The following is a 15,480-nucleotide window of genomic DNA, read 5'->3' on the forward strand; positions in this document are numbered from 1 at the left end:
GTATATATGGAATCAAACGATGCCAAAACGACAGGTCTGATAAGCAAACTTAGCCAGCGACTATACTCTGGCAAGGGAAAAGATCACTTCTAGTGTGCTTTTTATGTGATCAAAATAATCGTCTGTTCATGGAGGCGACAGATCGGTATAAATGCGTGTGTACAATGTACTTATGAGTCTGTTAGGTGGGGTGTTTTGGTAGGATGGGGATGGGGGATTTTTGGGTGTGCTGCAGCTTTGTCGCAGCTGTGACAAGTTGGCCTGATGGGTAGGGTGTTTGCGTGACAGATTGGCTCAAATGGCAGAGCTTCTGAGAGGTGTGAATGAGGTTATTTGTTGATAAATCAATGGATTACACGATGTGGCACGGAGATTGCAGAGGAAAGGGCAAGGAAATGTGTTACCGCAAGAAGGGGTGGCACACACAGATCAACAACAACATTTATCATTATGGCTAAAATTCTAGGAATTGACTTAGGTACAACCAACTCATGTATGGCAGTGATGGACGGTGGTGAAGCTACCGTTCTTGAGAACTCTGAAGGTGCACGTACCACACCTTCGATTGTGGCGTTCACGAAATCAGGCGAGCGTCTCGTCGGTCAGGCAGCGAAGCGTCAGGCAGTGACGAACCCAAAAAATACCATTTTCTCGGCGAAGCGATTCATTGGTCGCAAGTATGACGAGCTTACGGAAGCGGATAAGGCGATGCCTTATGAAGTGGTGAAGGCAGACAATGGAGATGCCCACATTCAGGTGGAAGTGGAAGGTGAAGCAAAGGTTTACTCACCTCAGGAGATCGCGGCGATGGTGCTTGGCAAGCTCAAGTCTGATGCTGAGACCAAATTAGGTGAGACTATCACAGAAGCAGTGATCACGGTACCGGCGTACTTCAATGACTCACAGCGTTCGGCTACGAAGGCGGCGGGTGAGATTGCAGGTTTGAAAGTGCGTCGTATCATCAACGAGCCTACAGCAGCAGCGCTTGCTTACGGTATTGATAAGAAGAGTGAGGAGAAAGTGGCCGTGTACGACCTTGGTGGTGGTACCTTCGATATCTCAGTACTCGACATTGACGATGGTGTCTTTGAGGTGCTTGCGACTGACGGTGACACTCAGCTCGGTGGTGATGACTGGGATAATACGATCATCAAGTGGATCGTAGATGAGTTTAAGAATGACTCAGGCATTGATCTCGGCAAGCAGGCTGATGCGCTTCAGCGCATTAAGGAAGAGGCAGAGAAGGCGAAGATTGCGCTTTCATCTGCACAGACATACGACCTCAGTCTTCCATTCATCACCATGGATGAGACTGGACCGAAGCACATTCAGCAGACACTTACACGTGCGAAGCTTGAGCAACTCACTGACAGTTTATTTGAGCGCACGAAGAAGCCAGTACTCGACTGTCTCAAGGAAGCAGGAGTTTCTGCGAGCGAGATTGATGAATTGGTACTCGTGGGTGGCATGACACGTATGCCGAAGGTGGTAGAGACTGCAGAGGCACTTGCCGGCAAGAAGCCAAACCAGGGAGTGAACCCAGATGAGGTAGTAGCGATTGGTGCAGGTATTCAGGGTGGTGTTCTTCAAGGTGACGTTCAGGACGTTCTCTTGTTGGATGTGGCTCCATTGACGCTTTCTATTGAGACTGCGGGTCAGATTGCTACACCGATGATTGAGCGCAACACAACGATCCCGGCGAAGAAGTCACAGGTTTTCTCTACAGCTGCTGATAACCAGCCAGGTGTGGACATTCGCATCTGTCAAGGTGAGCGCAAGATGTTTGCTGACAACAAGATCCTTGGTAACTTCCACCTTGGTGACATTGAGCCCGCGCCACGTGGCGTGCCACAAATCGAAGTGACATTCGACATTGATGCGAACGGCATTCTCCACGTCTCAGCAAAGGATAAGAAGACTGGCAAGGAGAACAAGATCTCCATTGAAGGTTCCAGTGGTCTTTCTGAGGAAGAAATCGAGAAGGCTAAGCGTGAAGCTGAAGAGCACGCTGAGGAAGATGCGAAGCGCGCTGAAGCGATTCAGACAAAGAACGAGGCGGACAGCATGGTTCACCAAGTTGAAAAGCAGATCGAAGAAATGGGCGACCAAGCACCCGCTGAGCTCAAGACTGAGATTCAAAGCAAGGTGGACGCAGTGAAAGAAGCGCTCAAAGAAGACGACCTTGAGAAGATTAAGTCTGCTAAAGCTGAGCTTGAGGCAATGCTGCAACAACTTGCACAAGCTGCTCAAGCGGCAGGTGGAGCTGGTGCTGCAGGTCCTATGCCGGGTGCTGCACCTGCTCAGGAAGAATCATCTGAGCCTAAGGCAGCGAAGGGCAAGGTTGTAGATGCGGAGGTTGTTGAAGACTAAGCTTCGCGGATAAGAGTCAGGGGTCATGAGTCAAGAGGCTCGTGATCCCAACTTCTTTTCAGAAAATGAGTTTCCACTCGATCAATGATTTAGAAATTTATCGCGAGGCGATGAGCCTAGGCGAGGAAATCTGGTTATTGGTTTCGAAGTGGGGCTATTTTGAAAAAGACGCTCTTGGCAAACAGCTCACCCGTAGCGTGGATTCGATCGCTGCAAATATTTCAGAAGGGTACGGAAGGTATCATTATAAAGAGAATCAAAAGTTCTGCTACTACTCCAGAGGAAGTCTGTTAGAGACACAAACTTGGATAGAAAAAGCAGTGCACAGAAACTTGATAGAAGCTGAGAAAGGCAGAGAGCTTTATTCTCAATTAGAGCGGCTCAAAAAACGCCTCAATACTTACATTAAATCTATCGGCTCCGAATTGTAAGCTCATGACTCTTGACCAATGACATTTGGCTGAGAGAAATCTCCGCTACGTTAAGTAGCAATCTAAACTTTAATCAAACAAACAAAAAGAAACCAACAAGATATGGCTAACATCAAACCACTTGGTCAGCGCGTGCTTTTGAAGCGTGTCGAGACTGAAACAGTATCCGCAGGAGGCATCGTTCTCGTAGACTCCGCTCAGGAAAAACCACAGGAAGCTATTGTTGTAGCTCTTGGTACCGGTGGCAAAAACGAAGACGGTTCCGACTTTGAATTTGCAGTATCAGTAAACGACAAAGTGCTTATTTCTAAGTACGGCGGTACTGACGTGAAGTCTGACGGTGATGATTACCTCATCATGTCAGAGTCTGACATTCTCGGCATTATTGGTTAATAATGTCGGTCAATGGTTATGGGTCGAGAGTCATTGGTTGAGTTAGTGGCGTTGTCGCGCCAGCAGCTTTCTAAGCCAATCTAACGAATCACGCTAAGCACTCATTTCCATTTTATCATCATTCAATATCAATTTATAAAACTATGGCTAAGCAATTAGAATTTGACGAAAAGGCACGCCAATCACTTCTCCGCGGTGTGGAGAAGCTTGCAAAGGCAGTGAAGGCAACTTTAGGACCTGCGGGTCGCAATGTGATTCTCGACAAGAAGTTCGGATCCCCAACGATCACCAAAGATGGTGTGACAGTGGCTAAGGAAATCGAGCTTGAGGACGCATATGAGAACATGGGAGCACAGCTCATTCGTGAGGTGTCATCCAAGACGAATGACGTAGCAGGTGATGGTACGACTACCGCGACAGTACTTGCAGAGGCAATCTACAAAGAAGGTCTTCGCAACGTGACTGCTGGAGCGAACCCAATCAACCTTCAGCGTGGTATTCTCAAGGCGTCTGAGGCGATTGTTGGAAAGCTTCAAGAAATCTCCAAGCCAGTTTCTGACTCTAAGGAAGTGGCACAGGTGGCAACAGTTTCTGCAAACTGGGACACTGAGATTGGTAACATCATTGCGGAAGCAATGGATAAAGTCGGCAAAGACGGCACCATCACAGTAGAGGAAGCAAAGGGAATCGAAACGACTCTCGATGTGGTTGAAGGTATGCAGTTCGACAAGGGATACCTTTCCCCTTACTTCGTAAACAATCCTGAGAGCATGGAGTGCAACATCGACAACGCGCTCATTCTCATCCACGAGAAGAAGATCTCTAACCTTAAGGACATGCTTCCATTGCTTGAGAAGGCAGCGAAGACTGGCCGTCCGCTTCTCATCATTGCTGAGGACGTAGAAGGTGAAGCACTTGCAACACTCGTAGTGAACAAGCTTCGTGGTACATTGAACATCGCTGCTGTGAAAGCACCTGGATTCGGTGACCGTCGTAAGGCAATGCTCGAGGACATCGCTATCCTCACAGGTGGTAAGGTCATCACTGAAGAGCTTGGTATTAAGCTTGAGTCCGTTGAGCTTGATGATCTTGGTTCAGCGAAGCGCATCACGATCGCCAAGGACAGCACGACTATCGTCGAAGGTGAAGGTTCCTCTGATGACATCTCTGGCCGTGTAGGTCAGATTCGTAAGCAGATCGAAGACACGACTTCTGATTATGACCGCGAGAAGCTCCAAGAGCGTCTTGCTAAGCTTGCAGGTGGAGTGGCAGTGATCAACGTAGGTGCTGCTACTGAGACTGAGATGAAAGAGAAGAAGGATCGCGTAGATGATGCGCTTCACGCGACACGTGCTGCTGTGGAGGAAGGTATCGTTCCAGGTGGTGGTACTGCTCTTATTCGTGCGCTTGCTCAGTGCTGTGCTGAGAACTGCTGTGATGCAGCGATCAACGAAGACGAGAAGACAGGTATGGGTATTGTTGCTCGTGCAGTGGAATCTCCACTTCGTCAGCTTGCTGCAAACGCTGGTCTCGAGGGTGCACTCATCGTTGACAAGGTACGTGAAGCAGACGGCAACACAGGATACAATGTTGCTACAGGTGAGTACGTAGACCTAATCGAAGCAGGTGTTGTGGATCCAACTAAGGTGACACGCTCTGCACTTCAACACGCATGCTCCATTGCTGGACTTCTTCTCACCACTGAGTGTCTTGTTACAGACATTCCAGAGCCTGAAGTTGCAGCAGCTGGTGGTCACGACCACGGCATGGGCGGCATGGGTGGCATGGGCGGCATGATGTAATCACGTCGCTGCGCTCCGAAGTTAGCAGTTTTCAGTTGCCAGTTTTCAGAAGCTGGATGATGGAACGCTAACGCAGAGGCCAAGCAAATTTAAAAGCCGATCACGTTAGATGCGTGGTCGGCTTTTTTATGAGGTCATAAATTCGTAAACCTACTTATTGAAAATGACGAGTAATACTTGAGTTAGTAGTTGGCATGAATACGTAGAGTGTTAGATTCTTGTGTGTGATTAGTTTGCTGCTGAAAGCAGCTAATGAACTCTACTGTCAGTAGTTTATGCAGCTATTAATTGACACTAATGTCTTAATCCCTCTAGAAGAGGCTAACCGCTTATTGTCGGCTGATTTAGCCGAGTTAGCACGTTTATGCGATGAATTAGGCATCTCGATATGCGTTCATCCCAGTCAGCAAAGTGATGTTGAACAAGATAAGAATGTAGAACGAAGAGAGCACCTACTTAGTAGGATGCAGAGATATACGAGAGTTCAAAACCCTCCGATTCTCACGCTAGAAGAGAAACATCACCACGGATGGCGTGAAATTAACAGAAATGATGTAGTAGATAATTTATTACTAGCATGTCTGTTAAGAGGCGCTGTCAGCTTTTTGGTCACTGAAGACAAAGGGATGCGGCGTAAAGCCAATGCAAGTGGCATGGGGGAAGCTGTGTTTTGTATACGCGAGATCATCGTTCATTTAAATAATTTACGATCAACCCCTCTTTCCTCCCCTATTGGTATAGAGCTAAAGTATGCACATGAGTTCAATGTAGCTGATGGTTTCTTTGATTCGCTACGGGAAAGTTATAGCGGCTTTGACAACTGGTGGATTGAAAAATGCAGCCGTGGGCAGAGACAGTTGTGGGCTGTTTGTGATGGAATTCAGCCTAGAGCTATCTGTTTATTTAAGCATGAGAAAAATGAAAAAGTGGCTGAGAATAAGCCTATTCTTGAGGGGGATATTTTAAAATTATGTACTTTCAGAGTAGGAGAAAAAGTCAGGGGGAGAAAAGTTGGTGAAAGGTTTTTATATACAGCTTTTGAGTATGCTGTACACCACAACTTGTCGTGGGTTTATCTCCATACAAATGCTGAAGCGCATTCACGTTTAATTGATTTGTGCCTAGAGTTTGGTTTTAAGCTCTACGGATCTTACAATGGGGATACCGTTTTAGTTAAGTCGATGCGTGCTCCTGTGGAACAGGGCGAGATCCCGCCATTGGACTATTCGATAGAGTTTCATCCCTATTGTGTAGATGATATCTCAATAAGAAAGTTTTTGGTACCTATTATGCCCAAATATCATGAGAGATTATTTCCAGATTTGAGCAATGAGACTTATGGGGGGGAGCCAATGTTTGATGCAATTAAGGCTATTCCATCTAGTGAAGGCAATACAATTAAGAAGGCATACATTTGCCATTCCAACATTAAGCGCATGAGGTCTGGAGACATTGTCTGCTTTTATAGGTCGGATGATAGGCGATCCATACAGGTTATTGGAGTTATAGAGAAGGCAGTGCGAGTAGAAAGTTTAGATGAATTAATTAATTTAGTTTCGAAGAGAACTGTGTATAACATGGGCGAACTCGCAAGAATGGTTGAGCGTCCGTGCTTGGTGATTTTGTTTAGAATGATGCGAATCATTCCAGAAGTTACAGTAGAAAGCATGAAACAAATGGGGGTAACACCATCTCAGTCCATTTCAGAAATAGCTGACGTAGCATATCATTCTCTAATTCCTAGCCTTTCCAGTGAAACGTAGCATCTTACTTTCTATTCACCCAACTCATGTAAAGAACATACTGAATGGTTCTAAATTTTTTGAGTATAGGCGCGTGATCCCAAAAGAGGAAGTGTCTCATGTTGTGATCTATTCAACTGCGCCTGTCAGTCGAGTAGTAGCTATTGCTCGCATTGAGGAGATCATATCGGAATCCCCGTCTAATACATGGCGGTTAACTAAATCAGGAGCTGGTATAGGGAAGGTATTTTACGACAGTTATTTTACGGGTAGAAATATTGCTAACGCTTTAAAGTTATCCAATATTGTCGAATTAGAGGAGCCTCTGAGATTGAATGCGATTGGTGAATCGATGAAACCTCCTCAGTCTTTTTGTTATGTGGAAGCACACACAATCAGCGATTTAATGGCAGCTAGAGTGTAACTCATGATGGTGATTACCTTTTTCACCTGCATCAGTGGCCAGGATTAGGCTGTGAGCCAGTCGGCTACTTCTTGGATATTCTTAAATTCTGGGATCCAAGTGAGGTCTTCTGGGAGGTCGGAGGTGAATGGGCAGCGTAGGCGGACGGGGTGAGCTCCTGATTCGATGGCGGCGTATTGGTTATAGATGCGGTCGTCGACGAGGATGGTTTCGTCGGGTTTCAGATTGTATTTTTGATAGGCAGCTTTGAGGCTATCTTGTTTTGCCGTGTCGTGCATGAAGGTGCCGTGTTGGACGCATTCGATGGTGAGGAAGTTGGTGACAGGAGCGAGGATGTCGTTGAGGTAGGCGGTTTTGGCTTCCACATCGAAAGTTGCCGACATGGTGAACTGGCGGTAGCCTAGCTGGTCGAGGTGCTTGAGAGTTTCGATGACTCCAGGGTAGAGTGGGCGGTTGCGGAAGTACGCTTGGTCTGCGCAGAAGTCTTGATCCATCTGCGTACCGAGTTCGGGATGTGTCTTGAGTTCTAGTGCTCCATATTCAGGAATGATGGGAAGCACTTCGGGGAGTTGCTCCCATTTCAGATCGGCGTAGCGGTTGCGGTAGTTAGGGTGCTTGGTGAGGAAATGGAAGTAGGCGTAGTTGAGGTCCGCGAGGACGCCATCGACGTCCCAGAAAATGTTTTTGATTTGTTGTGGCTGCATGCTTGTTGTTCTAGGCCTTAAGGGGTTGATGTATCAAACCTGAAATCGACAGGCTTTCCTTCCAGAATGTTGTAAAAATTTGGAGCATGTGGGAGGTGTAAGGGGTGTTCATTGGCGTATTTTGTGCGGAAAGGAGCTGCGTTATTTAGATCAATGTCTGATTGGGAGGGTGAGATGGTAAACGAGTCTGAAGCATATTTTGCGTGGCTGTGTGAGGCGGAATTCTCGGTGCGTGGGAGTATTCTGTCTGTTTGTGATGTTTTACGATGCAGATTCTAACTGATTACGTTAGGGTGTCATGAGTCGAACTTTCAGTCAGTATCATGAAAATTAAAGTTACAACAATTGCACTTTTGTTAGGTGGGACACTTCAGGCTCTGAGCCAAGAAGCGGACAGTATATATTACAATGGGTCGATTATCACAGTGAATGATGCGCAGCCAGAAGTGGAGGCGGTAGCGGTGCGTGGAGGAAAGATTATGGCGGTGGGGGAGAAGGCGGAGGTGATGAGTAAAAAGGGGGAGGAGACGCGGATGGTGAATTTAGGGGGGAAGGCGATGTTACCGGGTTTTGTAGATTCTCATGGGCACACGTATATGATTGGCCTGCAGGCGACGACTGCGAACTTGTTGCCGCCACCGGATGGAACGGGCAAGGACATAGCGAGTTTGCAGAAGTTACTGAAGGGTTGGGCTGAGGGCAACAAGGAGGTGGTTGAGAAGATTGGATGGATTGCGGGTTTTGGGTATGATGATTCGCAATTGGCAGAGCAGCGTCATCCGACACGTGAGGATTTGGATAAGGTGTCGACTGAGTTTCCTGTGTTGATCATTCATCAGTCTGGTCACTTAGGAGTGGGGAATAGCAAGGCATTAGAGTTAGCTGGTATCAATGCGGAGACGAAGAACCCGAAGGGGGGAGTATTTCGCAGAAAAGAGGGGACGAACGAGCCCAATGGAGTGTGCGAGGAGTATGCCTTTTTTATGCTGATAGGGAAGTTAGCGGCATCGTTTGACGCGCAAATCAATGACACCTTGGTGGTCGAAGGTGCGAGGTTGCAGGCATCCTTTGGGTACACGACAGCGCAAGAAGGAAGAGCGGTTGGTTCTGGCTTAGATGCCATGAAACGGGTTTCTCAAGCTGGGAAGCTGAAGATCGATTTGGTGGCATATCCAGATGTGTTAGAAGTGAAGAACCCTCAGCCATCGATGGATTATGAAAAGCGCTACCGTCAAGGTGGGGTGAAGTTGACGATTGATGGTTCACCGCAGGGGAAGACGGCGTGGTTGACGGAGCCTTATTTCATTCCTCCTGCTGGCCAAGATAAGTCGTATGTGGGGTATGCAGCGATCGATGAGGAGACAACTATGAAGGCGGTGGAGAAGGCCTTTGCGAACGGTTGGCAGATATTATGTCATTCGAATGGGGATGCGGCGTCAGACCGATATATCAAGGCGGTGACTGCGGCGCAGAAGAAGTATCCTAAGGTTCAGAATAGGCCGGTGTTGATTCATGGTCAGGTCTTACGTGAGGATCAAGTGGAGTCGGCAAAGCAACTAGGTGTGTTTCTCTCGCTTTTCCCGATGCATACATACTACTGGGGGGATTACCATCGCGACTCGGTGTTAGGGCCTGAGCGTGCGCCAAACATATCACCCACAGGATGGGTGTTAGAACGTGGAATGATGTTTGGTAGTCACCACGATGCGCCAGTGGCCTTGCCGAATTCTATGCGTATATTATCGGCGACGGTGACGCGAAAGACACGTTCTGGAAAGGTATTGGGGCCGCAGCACAAGGTGGATGTGGCAACGGCTTTGAAGGCGCTCACCATCTGGCCGGCGTGGCAGCATTTTGAAGAAAAGCAGAAGGGCAGTATTGAGGTAGGGAAGTTAGCTGATTTTGTTGTGCTTTCTGAAAACCCTTTAAAGATCGACGAGGACAAGCTGGCGGACATTCACATTTTAGAGACCATAAAAGAGGATGTGACGGTGTATAAGAAGGGTGAAGGCAAAGTGAGCATGGCAAGTCCAGCGATGTTTGGTATCACACCGCATGAGCATGGTAAAACGGGTTTCCTTTTTGGCACGGGCGATGCGGCTTATGACCCATTGCTGAAGCTGGATGGGTATCCGAAGATGAAGCCCTTTTGTGGTGATGGTTGCTTCAACCATGGTCTGAGCGTGATGCTGAACGCGATTGAGAATGCCGATACGTTTCGAGTAGTTCAGTGAGTAGAAAAGGTGCGGTTTTCATTAAGCAGAGAGTCCGTATTTTTTTAGTACGTCTTCGATCCTGTAGATGGGTAATTTACCGTCCATATTTTGAGCAATTTCTAGGGAACTTAGATAAATTGAAGCTGAGCCTAGGTCTCTGCATGTCTTTATGAAGTGGAGTAGTTGAGGGTGACGGCGATGTGTTTCCCCAAGCAGATCTAAAACATGGTCTAGGAAGATTGGGGAAATGGAAAAAAGCGTGTCATCATCACAGAGCCATTGCCAAAGTCCTTCATTGACAGCGTCATCAATTTCTTCATCACTGAATTTTCCTTGTCGAGCAAGTAGGATTTCAGTGATGCGCGTCAGGCTGTCTTTGGGAGTGGAGCCCCTGCTAGTAGAATAGTAATGCCACTGGGCGCTACTAATATTTTCGATGGGGGCGAAGTTGACATTTTCAAGTTCAGCAATAGTGCAGCCGTCGTCCTCTGATCCGTTGTTCCAGAGCTCTATGTTAGGTTGCCAATCGCCGTGTCCGAGGAAGCTTGTCAGCAAGTCTTTTAGGCTGATTCCGAAAATTTGGTGGCAAGCAGAGTCTCCGGCATCAAAATATTTTGCGGCTGAGAGAAAGTGTACGAGTTCTTGGGTTGTGGCGCCGAGGTCGACTTCGATTTTCCTCCAGAGGATTTCAGCAAGGCTGTAGCTTAGTTCGTTTGCTTCGCCAACAATTTGCCAAGATTCTCCTGACCAGAATTTTTGGATGGTGAAGCTATTCCAATGCTGAGTATGGCGTAGATAGAGGAATTGATCCATCGAGGAAGCTGAGGTGTCACATGTTGCGTGTTCCATGCGCATCGCAATTGCCTCGTTGAGCCAGTATGGGATATCTTCATGAGCTAGACAGGCGTGAGTCAACTCATGGGCTAGCACTCTCTTGTAGGATGAGTAGTCTGAGGTAGGGAATGCAAAGTGCACGTAGCCTGAACTATGGATACAAATACCGCCAGACAATGGGATTTCTTCATTTTCATAAAAAGCTTCAGTGTAGCGGATATAGTCTGAAGTATCCTCAAAAATGAGGCAGACATGTTTACCCTGAGCATGACCCTGTGCTAAACCTTCTAGTTGAGAAGTGATGAGAGTGAGAGCTTCTTCCGCAAATTTACCCGCGTGCTCAGCCTCGCTTTTTGAGAGTTTGGTAAGCAGAATGAAGTTGGCAGATTGGTGGATCTGGTATCCTGGCTTCAAGGCCATCTTAATTTCTCGAAGCCACTGTATGGTAAACTTTTTGATCACTCGTTGACTCTCCTCGGTGGAATAGTAACTCGGCAGTTGTTGGTAAATCGACTGCCAGTTTGGGTATATGAATCCATTGTTTCGATGAGAATGGTATGAGATGTCGTTAGTTAGCATAGGATAGATTGCTCTGTAGGCTAGTTGAATACATGGATGACTTGGAATTCGAGTGTGAGGGAGAGAGAAAGAGACTTAGGAGTTGGCTTCACTTGATTTTGAAATCAATAAAGCCAGCATCGATTATCCCGCCAGTTCCGTCAGCTTGAATGGTGAGCATCTGCATGCTCTGAGATGGCTTCCCCCAATCAAGGTAGATTTCCAATTGGTAGGTGGTTTTGTGCTTGTTAGATAGTTTAAGCGTGTAACGACCTGGGATGGCGAAGCGTAGCATGTATTCTTCAGCGAAACTGCTGGATATCGAGAGGCGGCCTGACATGATAGAGGCTTCGGTCATGTCACTACTGATTAGAAGTGGGTCCGTGACTGTGAGGTGACTGCCAGGCAGGCACGAGCTGTTGAACACGACAATTTTCAGGTCAGACGGGAAGTGTTGGTTGAGTGGGGCCTCTCGCAACCAATCAAGTTTTTTGCTAGATAGTGATTTTGGGAATGGGATCTTTTGAGTGTGCATTTCACCAATAAGTAGATTGGTCAGTTGAGCTGTATCGCTAGCGTCGCATTTGCTGTTTTTTAGGAAATCGAACCACTGCTGAAAGTGAGATAGCTCGATGGCCTGCTTACGCAGTCGCTGGAGTCGCCAATTCTGGATTATCCACTCGGGGGGGTGGTTGGCATAATTTTTTGTAAGTAGAGTCTCAGCTTGCTTCCAATCTGCAGCTTGAAAGAGCGAATAGACATTCTTAGCAAGGGGAGTAGGGTGGCTAGCGGGCGATGTGTAGCTGCCAATCATAGGGATGGCATCATCGGGGTTCGCCGTATTGAGAACATATGGTCCATACCTTGCGATTCTTTCGTTATTCCAAAATTCGTAGATGTAGTCAGGGTGCACATCGCTAACCTTCAAATAGCTAGGCATGCTTTTTTCCACATAGAAAGAGCCTTTAGTAGGTCTATCGATTTTTATCATGTCTGGTTCTACAAAGGGGTCATCAATGAAGGATGGGTTGTTCCTGTCTTGAAACTCACTTCCTAGTGCCACCACCATATCACAAGGGTAGAGAGTGACTTTAGGGTGGCTAGGAACTGTTAGGTTGTAGACGCTTCGGTTGCCATTACGGTAGACCGCAATGCGACTCATCATTCCGAGCTTGTGCAATCCACCCATAGAATGGATTGCTTCCGTGAGGGAGGTGCCTTTTTCGACAAGAATGGTACTTGGTTTGTTTACGAGACCACGGAAGGAGACAGGGAACTGGGCTGGGAGAGAAGCTTCTGCTGGCAGTGTCTCATTGATTTTTTGGTAACGATTTCTGAGTGCGACAGCTCTCACCAGGTATTGTTTACGACTGAGCGATTCATACTGCTCAACAAGTTGAGCAGCTTCTTTTTCCCATTTTTCAAGTTGTTGGTAGTTGAAAAGCAGGGAGCGTTGTTGTGCAGAAAAAAGTGTGTGTAAACTTTTCTTAGAAGTACGCCAGTAGCGTATCTGTGGTAGGAGGAGGGTGTAGTCCCAGTTAGGCTGGTGCTGATACCAATGTTGCTTTAGCTTCCAAAGCTGAGTACTGGCTTCTTGTGCTGCAATGATTGGGGATTTTGCGGCTGGAACTTCTTGAGGTTTTGGAGCTGCGGACGTTACGCAGTGCATACCTATGGAGAAGGCACAGAGAAAAAGGGATTTCATTGCTTATTTATGGTCTTGGTGGACGGGTATGGTCTCAGCCATCACAAAAAATAGAATCTTTTTGTTAGGGTCCTTATTTCCTTCACTATCTTTGCCAGTGAAAGTGTGTGTTAGTTGAAATTGGCCATTGAAAAGCGTGGCTCCTAGATTGACTCTATGAGAGGGAAAATGCGGCATGGTGATGCTATGTGTTCCTTGAGCATCTTTTCGTTCACTCCAGAGTGTGTAGGACTCTGGGGAGACGTATTCATAAGAGAGGCGGAGGTCGAGAATGTTGAGTTTTTCGGACTGAGTCGGTTCGACTTCTAGGGTTGTTCCGACGTTGCGGATTTCGAAGGCAGTGGGGGTTGTGCGTCTTGATTGAGTCAAAATAGGAGTTGTGTTTTGAGGGGGCTGTTTGGGTAAATGGCACTTGGAATAGGCTTCGGTAGGGTAGATAATTTCGCGGTTGCTTTCGAGTGTGGATTTTTCACCTGAACGCATGGTGATGGCATTCACGTCAGTGACATTGGCGAGGCCTTTTGCCACCAGTGACTGAGCAGCATCGTAGTCCTTTTCCTTAACGGTTTTACGCATCATTTGAGTGTACACCTTGTGTTCCATTTCGATGAGCATGGTGTGGATTCGAATGACCTTTGGTGAATCTTGGTGAGCGGACAGGCTATGAGCTAGTGTGAGAAAGAGAGTGGCTGTTAGTGATCTAAACGTGTGCATAATGGATTAACGGCTAACAGTGAGAGCGTCGGATTTCACAAAGACGAAGACCTTTTTAGAGCTATCGGTGAAGCCTTTGTCCGTCTTGGGGGAGAGCATCGCAGCTAAGTGGTACTTGCCGGATTCAAGAGTCATCCCAGTATTAATTCTGAGAGTGTAGATGGTCGGGACTTTAATGTCAGCAATACCTCGTTCATCGCGAAACTCAGCCAAGACGTTATCTTCGACATGGTAGGTGATTTCTGGGGCGAAGCGTAGTTCAATAATGATCCCGTTATCGGAAAGTGTTGGTTCCAGCTCTAATGTTGATCCGATGTTTCGAGTCTCGAATGCCGTTGGTGTGGGTGGAGTGATAAGCTTTTCCTTGGCTGCAGTGACATTTTTACCATCAATGTGAACTTCTTTGGGAACTTCTGCAGGTTCGTATTCAGTTGGGTAAATCAGCTCGCGAACCGACTCGGTGGTAGCTTTTTCACCTGATCGGCATGTGACCATTTGTGAATCGAGCATGGTTGCTTTTTTGTCATCTAGAAGTTTCTGCAGTTGCAGGCGTAGGGCTGAATCATTTGCGGCTTTCTTAGGTCCATACATGAGCTGGGTTGCCAGAGAAGTGGGGATGACGATGTATTCAACCTGTGTACGGATGATTTTTGGGAGGTGGGCTTCGGTGTTGTGGCCAGTGGGGTCAAATGAGTCTTGAGCCAGACATATAGGGGCCGTCGAACAGAGTAAGCTAGTAATGACAAGAGCAAATGTGGAACGCATAAGAGCATCATACCTACAAGTAATGGCTTGTAAGTGTCGAGGGGATTGTGATCTAGAAGTTAAAGTTTGTGGAATACATCAGAGCTTGTGTTTTTTGCTCAGGAATAAATTACGTAGTTTGAGCATCTGAGATGAGATGGTGGTATTGAAGTCACATAAGGCGTTTGGATCTTTCTTGGGGAGGGGGACGCATGTGTGGCTGGAGATTGTGCGTGAGGGGGGAGAGAAGGTGACTTTTTCGGGGGCGAAGGTGCGGCGGATGCTGGCGGTGGTAGAGAACTTGAAGCGGGACTATGACAAGGAATCGACACGTGGTGCGGTGGTGATTCCGGCTCCTGAGGGAATGGGAGATGCTGAGTGGGATGCCTTAGTGATAGAAGCTGGGCGTTCGGTGAAGGCATCGGTAGACAGGCGATATCGGTACTCAGGCCTTTTGCATTGTTTACCTGATCGGGGGAATTGTTGCACGGTGGTGAATTTGATTATTGAGAGGGCTGGTGGGAGGATCCCTCGCTTTCGTCCACAGGGGGTGGCTCCTGGGCTTTCTGTTTGTTAGTAGGTACTGCCTTGTTGGCTTAGTTGTGTGTTAGGCTGAGTGAGTAATAAGAGGTTGATGCGTTTATTGTTTGAATATCTTGTTGGAGTCTAGCGACTTATGGTTTAGTCTGTAGGCTAATCATTTTTTTGTTATGAGCGGATCTACCAAGAAAGTAAACATGTTCGGGATTGTGCTGATTGCGGTGAGTTCCGTATTGGTTCATGCGCGTTCACTTAAGCATAACTGATTGAAAATAAGTAAATAAAAAGCTTGCAAAGGTGAGT

Annotated in this window: 13 protein-coding genes; 8 read left to right on the top strand and 5 right to left on the bottom strand. The window is 47.2% G+C overall.

Features of this window, described 5'->3' with window-relative positions:
• Positions 1 to 450 precede the first annotated feature (450 nt).
• The 6 genes from dnaK (at position 451) to ACFSW8_RS17025 (ending at position 7,162) form a co-directional block, all read left to right on the top strand.
• Positions 451 to 2,370 carry a molecular chaperone DnaK gene (dnaK, locus tag ACFSW8_RS17000; RefSeq protein WP_377087814.1) on the top strand — a complete coding sequence of 640 codons (1,920 nt, stop codon included), beginning with the start codon at positions 451 to 453 and terminating at the stop codon, positions 2,368 to 2,370.
• 65 nt (positions 2,371 to 2,435) lie between these two features.
• Positions 2,436 to 2,801, top strand: a complete 366-nt coding sequence (locus ACFSW8_RS17005; RefSeq protein WP_377087812.1) for a four helix bundle protein — start codon at positions 2,436 to 2,438, stop codon at positions 2,799 to 2,801.
• Between the two features lie 102 nt (positions 2,802 to 2,903).
• Entirely contained in the window at positions 2,904 to 3,194 is a 291-nt protein-coding gene (locus ACFSW8_RS17010; protein WP_377087811.1) for a co-chaperone GroES, read from the top strand.
• A gap of 143 nt (positions 3,195 to 3,337) precedes the next feature.
• Positions 3,338 to 4,996, top strand: a complete 1,659-nt coding sequence (gene groL / locus ACFSW8_RS17015; protein WP_377087809.1) for a chaperonin GroEL — start codon at positions 3,338 to 3,340, stop codon at positions 4,994 to 4,996.
• Between the two features lie 275 nt (positions 4,997 to 5,271).
• A complete protein-coding gene (locus tag ACFSW8_RS17020; protein ID WP_377178838.1) occupies positions 5,272 to 6,759 on the top strand; it encodes a hypothetical protein in 1,488 nt (495 codons plus the stop codon).
• A complete protein-coding gene (locus ACFSW8_RS17025) occupies positions 6,749 to 7,162 on the top strand; it encodes an ASCH domain-containing protein (protein ID WP_377178840.1) in 414 nt (137 codons plus the stop codon). Before ACFSW8_RS17020 ends, ACFSW8_RS17025 begins: the two co-directional genes overlap by 11 nt.
• A 44-nt stretch (positions 7,163 to 7,206) precedes the next feature.
• Here ACFSW8_RS17025 and ACFSW8_RS17030 read toward each other — a convergent pair whose 3' ends face one another.
• Positions 7,207 to 7,866, bottom strand: coding sequence for an HAD family hydrolase (locus ACFSW8_RS17030; protein ID WP_377087805.1), 660 nt, complete (start codon positions 7,864 to 7,866; stop codon positions 7,207 to 7,209).
• Positions 7,867 to 8,189: 323 nt separating this feature from the next.
• Between ACFSW8_RS17030 and ACFSW8_RS17035 the strand changes: the two genes are divergently transcribed.
• Positions 8,190 to 10,100: an amidohydrolase gene (locus tag ACFSW8_RS17035; RefSeq protein WP_377087802.1), complete on the top strand. Its 1,911-nt coding sequence runs from the start codon at positions 8,190 to 8,192 to the stop codon at positions 10,098 to 10,100.
• A gap of 21 nt (positions 10,101 to 10,121) precedes the next feature.
• On the opposite strand, the gene ACFSW8_RS17040 is transcribed toward ACFSW8_RS17035, so the two are convergent.
• The 4 genes from ACFSW8_RS17040 to ACFSW8_RS17055 form a co-directional block, all read right to left on the bottom strand.
• Positions 10,122 to 11,495 carry a hypothetical protein gene (locus tag ACFSW8_RS17040; RefSeq protein WP_377087801.1) on the bottom strand — a complete coding sequence of 458 codons (1,374 nt, stop codon included), beginning with the start codon at positions 11,493 to 11,495 and terminating at the stop codon, positions 10,122 to 10,124.
• A gap of 88 nt (positions 11,496 to 11,583) precedes the next feature.
• Positions 11,584 to 13,179 carry a hypothetical protein gene (locus ACFSW8_RS17045; RefSeq protein ID WP_377178842.1) on the bottom strand — a complete coding sequence of 532 codons (1,596 nt, stop codon included), beginning with the start codon at positions 13,177 to 13,179 and terminating at the stop codon, positions 11,584 to 11,586.
• 3 nt (positions 13,180 to 13,182) lie between these two features.
• Entirely contained in the window at positions 13,183 to 13,794 is a 612-nt protein-coding gene (locus tag ACFSW8_RS17050; RefSeq protein WP_377178844.1) for a hypothetical protein, read from the bottom strand.
• A gap of 105 nt (positions 13,795 to 13,899) precedes the next feature.
• Positions 13,900 to 14,658 (bottom strand): hypothetical protein, encoded by a 759-nt coding sequence (locus ACFSW8_RS17055; protein WP_377087798.1) that lies wholly within the window; start codon positions 14,656 to 14,658, stop codon positions 13,900 to 13,902.
• Between the two features lie 136 nt (positions 14,659 to 14,794).
• On the opposite strand from ACFSW8_RS17055, the gene ACFSW8_RS17060 reads away from it, so the two are divergent.
• Positions 14,795 to 15,214 (top strand): hypothetical protein, encoded by a 420-nt coding sequence (locus ACFSW8_RS17060; protein WP_377087797.1) that lies wholly within the window; start codon positions 14,795 to 14,797, stop codon positions 15,212 to 15,214.
• The last annotated feature ends 266 nt before the right edge of the window (positions 15,215 to 15,480 follow it).

Origin of the sequence: Rubritalea tangerina, from assembly GCF_042683245.1 — a bacterium.
Taxonomy (GTDB): domain Bacteria; phylum Verrucomicrobiota; class Verrucomicrobiia; order Verrucomicrobiales; family Akkermansiaceae; genus Rubritalea; species Rubritalea tangerina.

Excerpts from the sequence above, each read along its gene's own strand:
- dnaK (WP_377087814.1), top strand. The coding sequence starts at position 451 with ATGGCTAAAATTCTAGGAATTGACTTAGGTACAACCAACTCATGTATG.
- ACFSW8_RS17005 (WP_377087812.1), top strand. The coding sequence starts at position 2,436 with ATGAGTTTCCACTCGATCAATGATTTAGAAATTTATCGCGAGGCGATG.
- ACFSW8_RS17010 (WP_377087811.1), top strand. The coding sequence starts at position 2,904 with ATGGCTAACATCAAACCACTTGGTCAGCGCGTGCTTTTGAAGCGTGTC.
- groL (WP_377087809.1), top strand. The coding sequence starts at position 3,338 with ATGGCTAAGCAATTAGAATTTGACGAAAAGGCACGCCAATCACTTCTC.
- ACFSW8_RS17020 (WP_377178838.1), top strand. The coding sequence starts at position 5,272 with ATGCAGCTATTAATTGACACTAATGTCTTAATCCCTCTAGAAGAGGCT.
- ACFSW8_RS17030 (WP_377087805.1), bottom strand. The coding sequence starts at position 7,866 with ATGCAGCCACAACAAATCAAAAACATTTTCTGGGACGTCGATGGCGTC.
- ACFSW8_RS17035 (WP_377087802.1), top strand. The coding sequence starts at position 8,190 with ATGAAAATTAAAGTTACAACAATTGCACTTTTGTTAGGTGGGACACTT.
- ACFSW8_RS17040 (WP_377087801.1), bottom strand. The coding sequence starts at position 11,495 with ATGCTAACTAACGACATCTCATACCATTCTCATCGAAACAATGGATTC.
- ACFSW8_RS17045 (WP_377178842.1), bottom strand. The coding sequence starts at position 13,179 with ATGAAATCCCTTTTTCTCTGTGCCTTCTCCATAGGTATGCACTGCGTA.
- ACFSW8_RS17050 (WP_377178844.1), bottom strand. The coding sequence starts at position 13,794 with ATGCTCATCGAAATGGAACACAAGGTGTACACTCAAATGATGCGTAAA.
- ACFSW8_RS17055 (WP_377087798.1), bottom strand. The coding sequence starts at position 14,658 with ATGCGTTCCACATTTGCTCTTGTCATTACTAGCTTACTCTGTTCGACG.
- ACFSW8_RS17060 (WP_377087797.1), top strand. The coding sequence starts at position 14,795 with ATGGTGGTATTGAAGTCACATAAGGCGTTTGGATCTTTCTTGGGGAGG.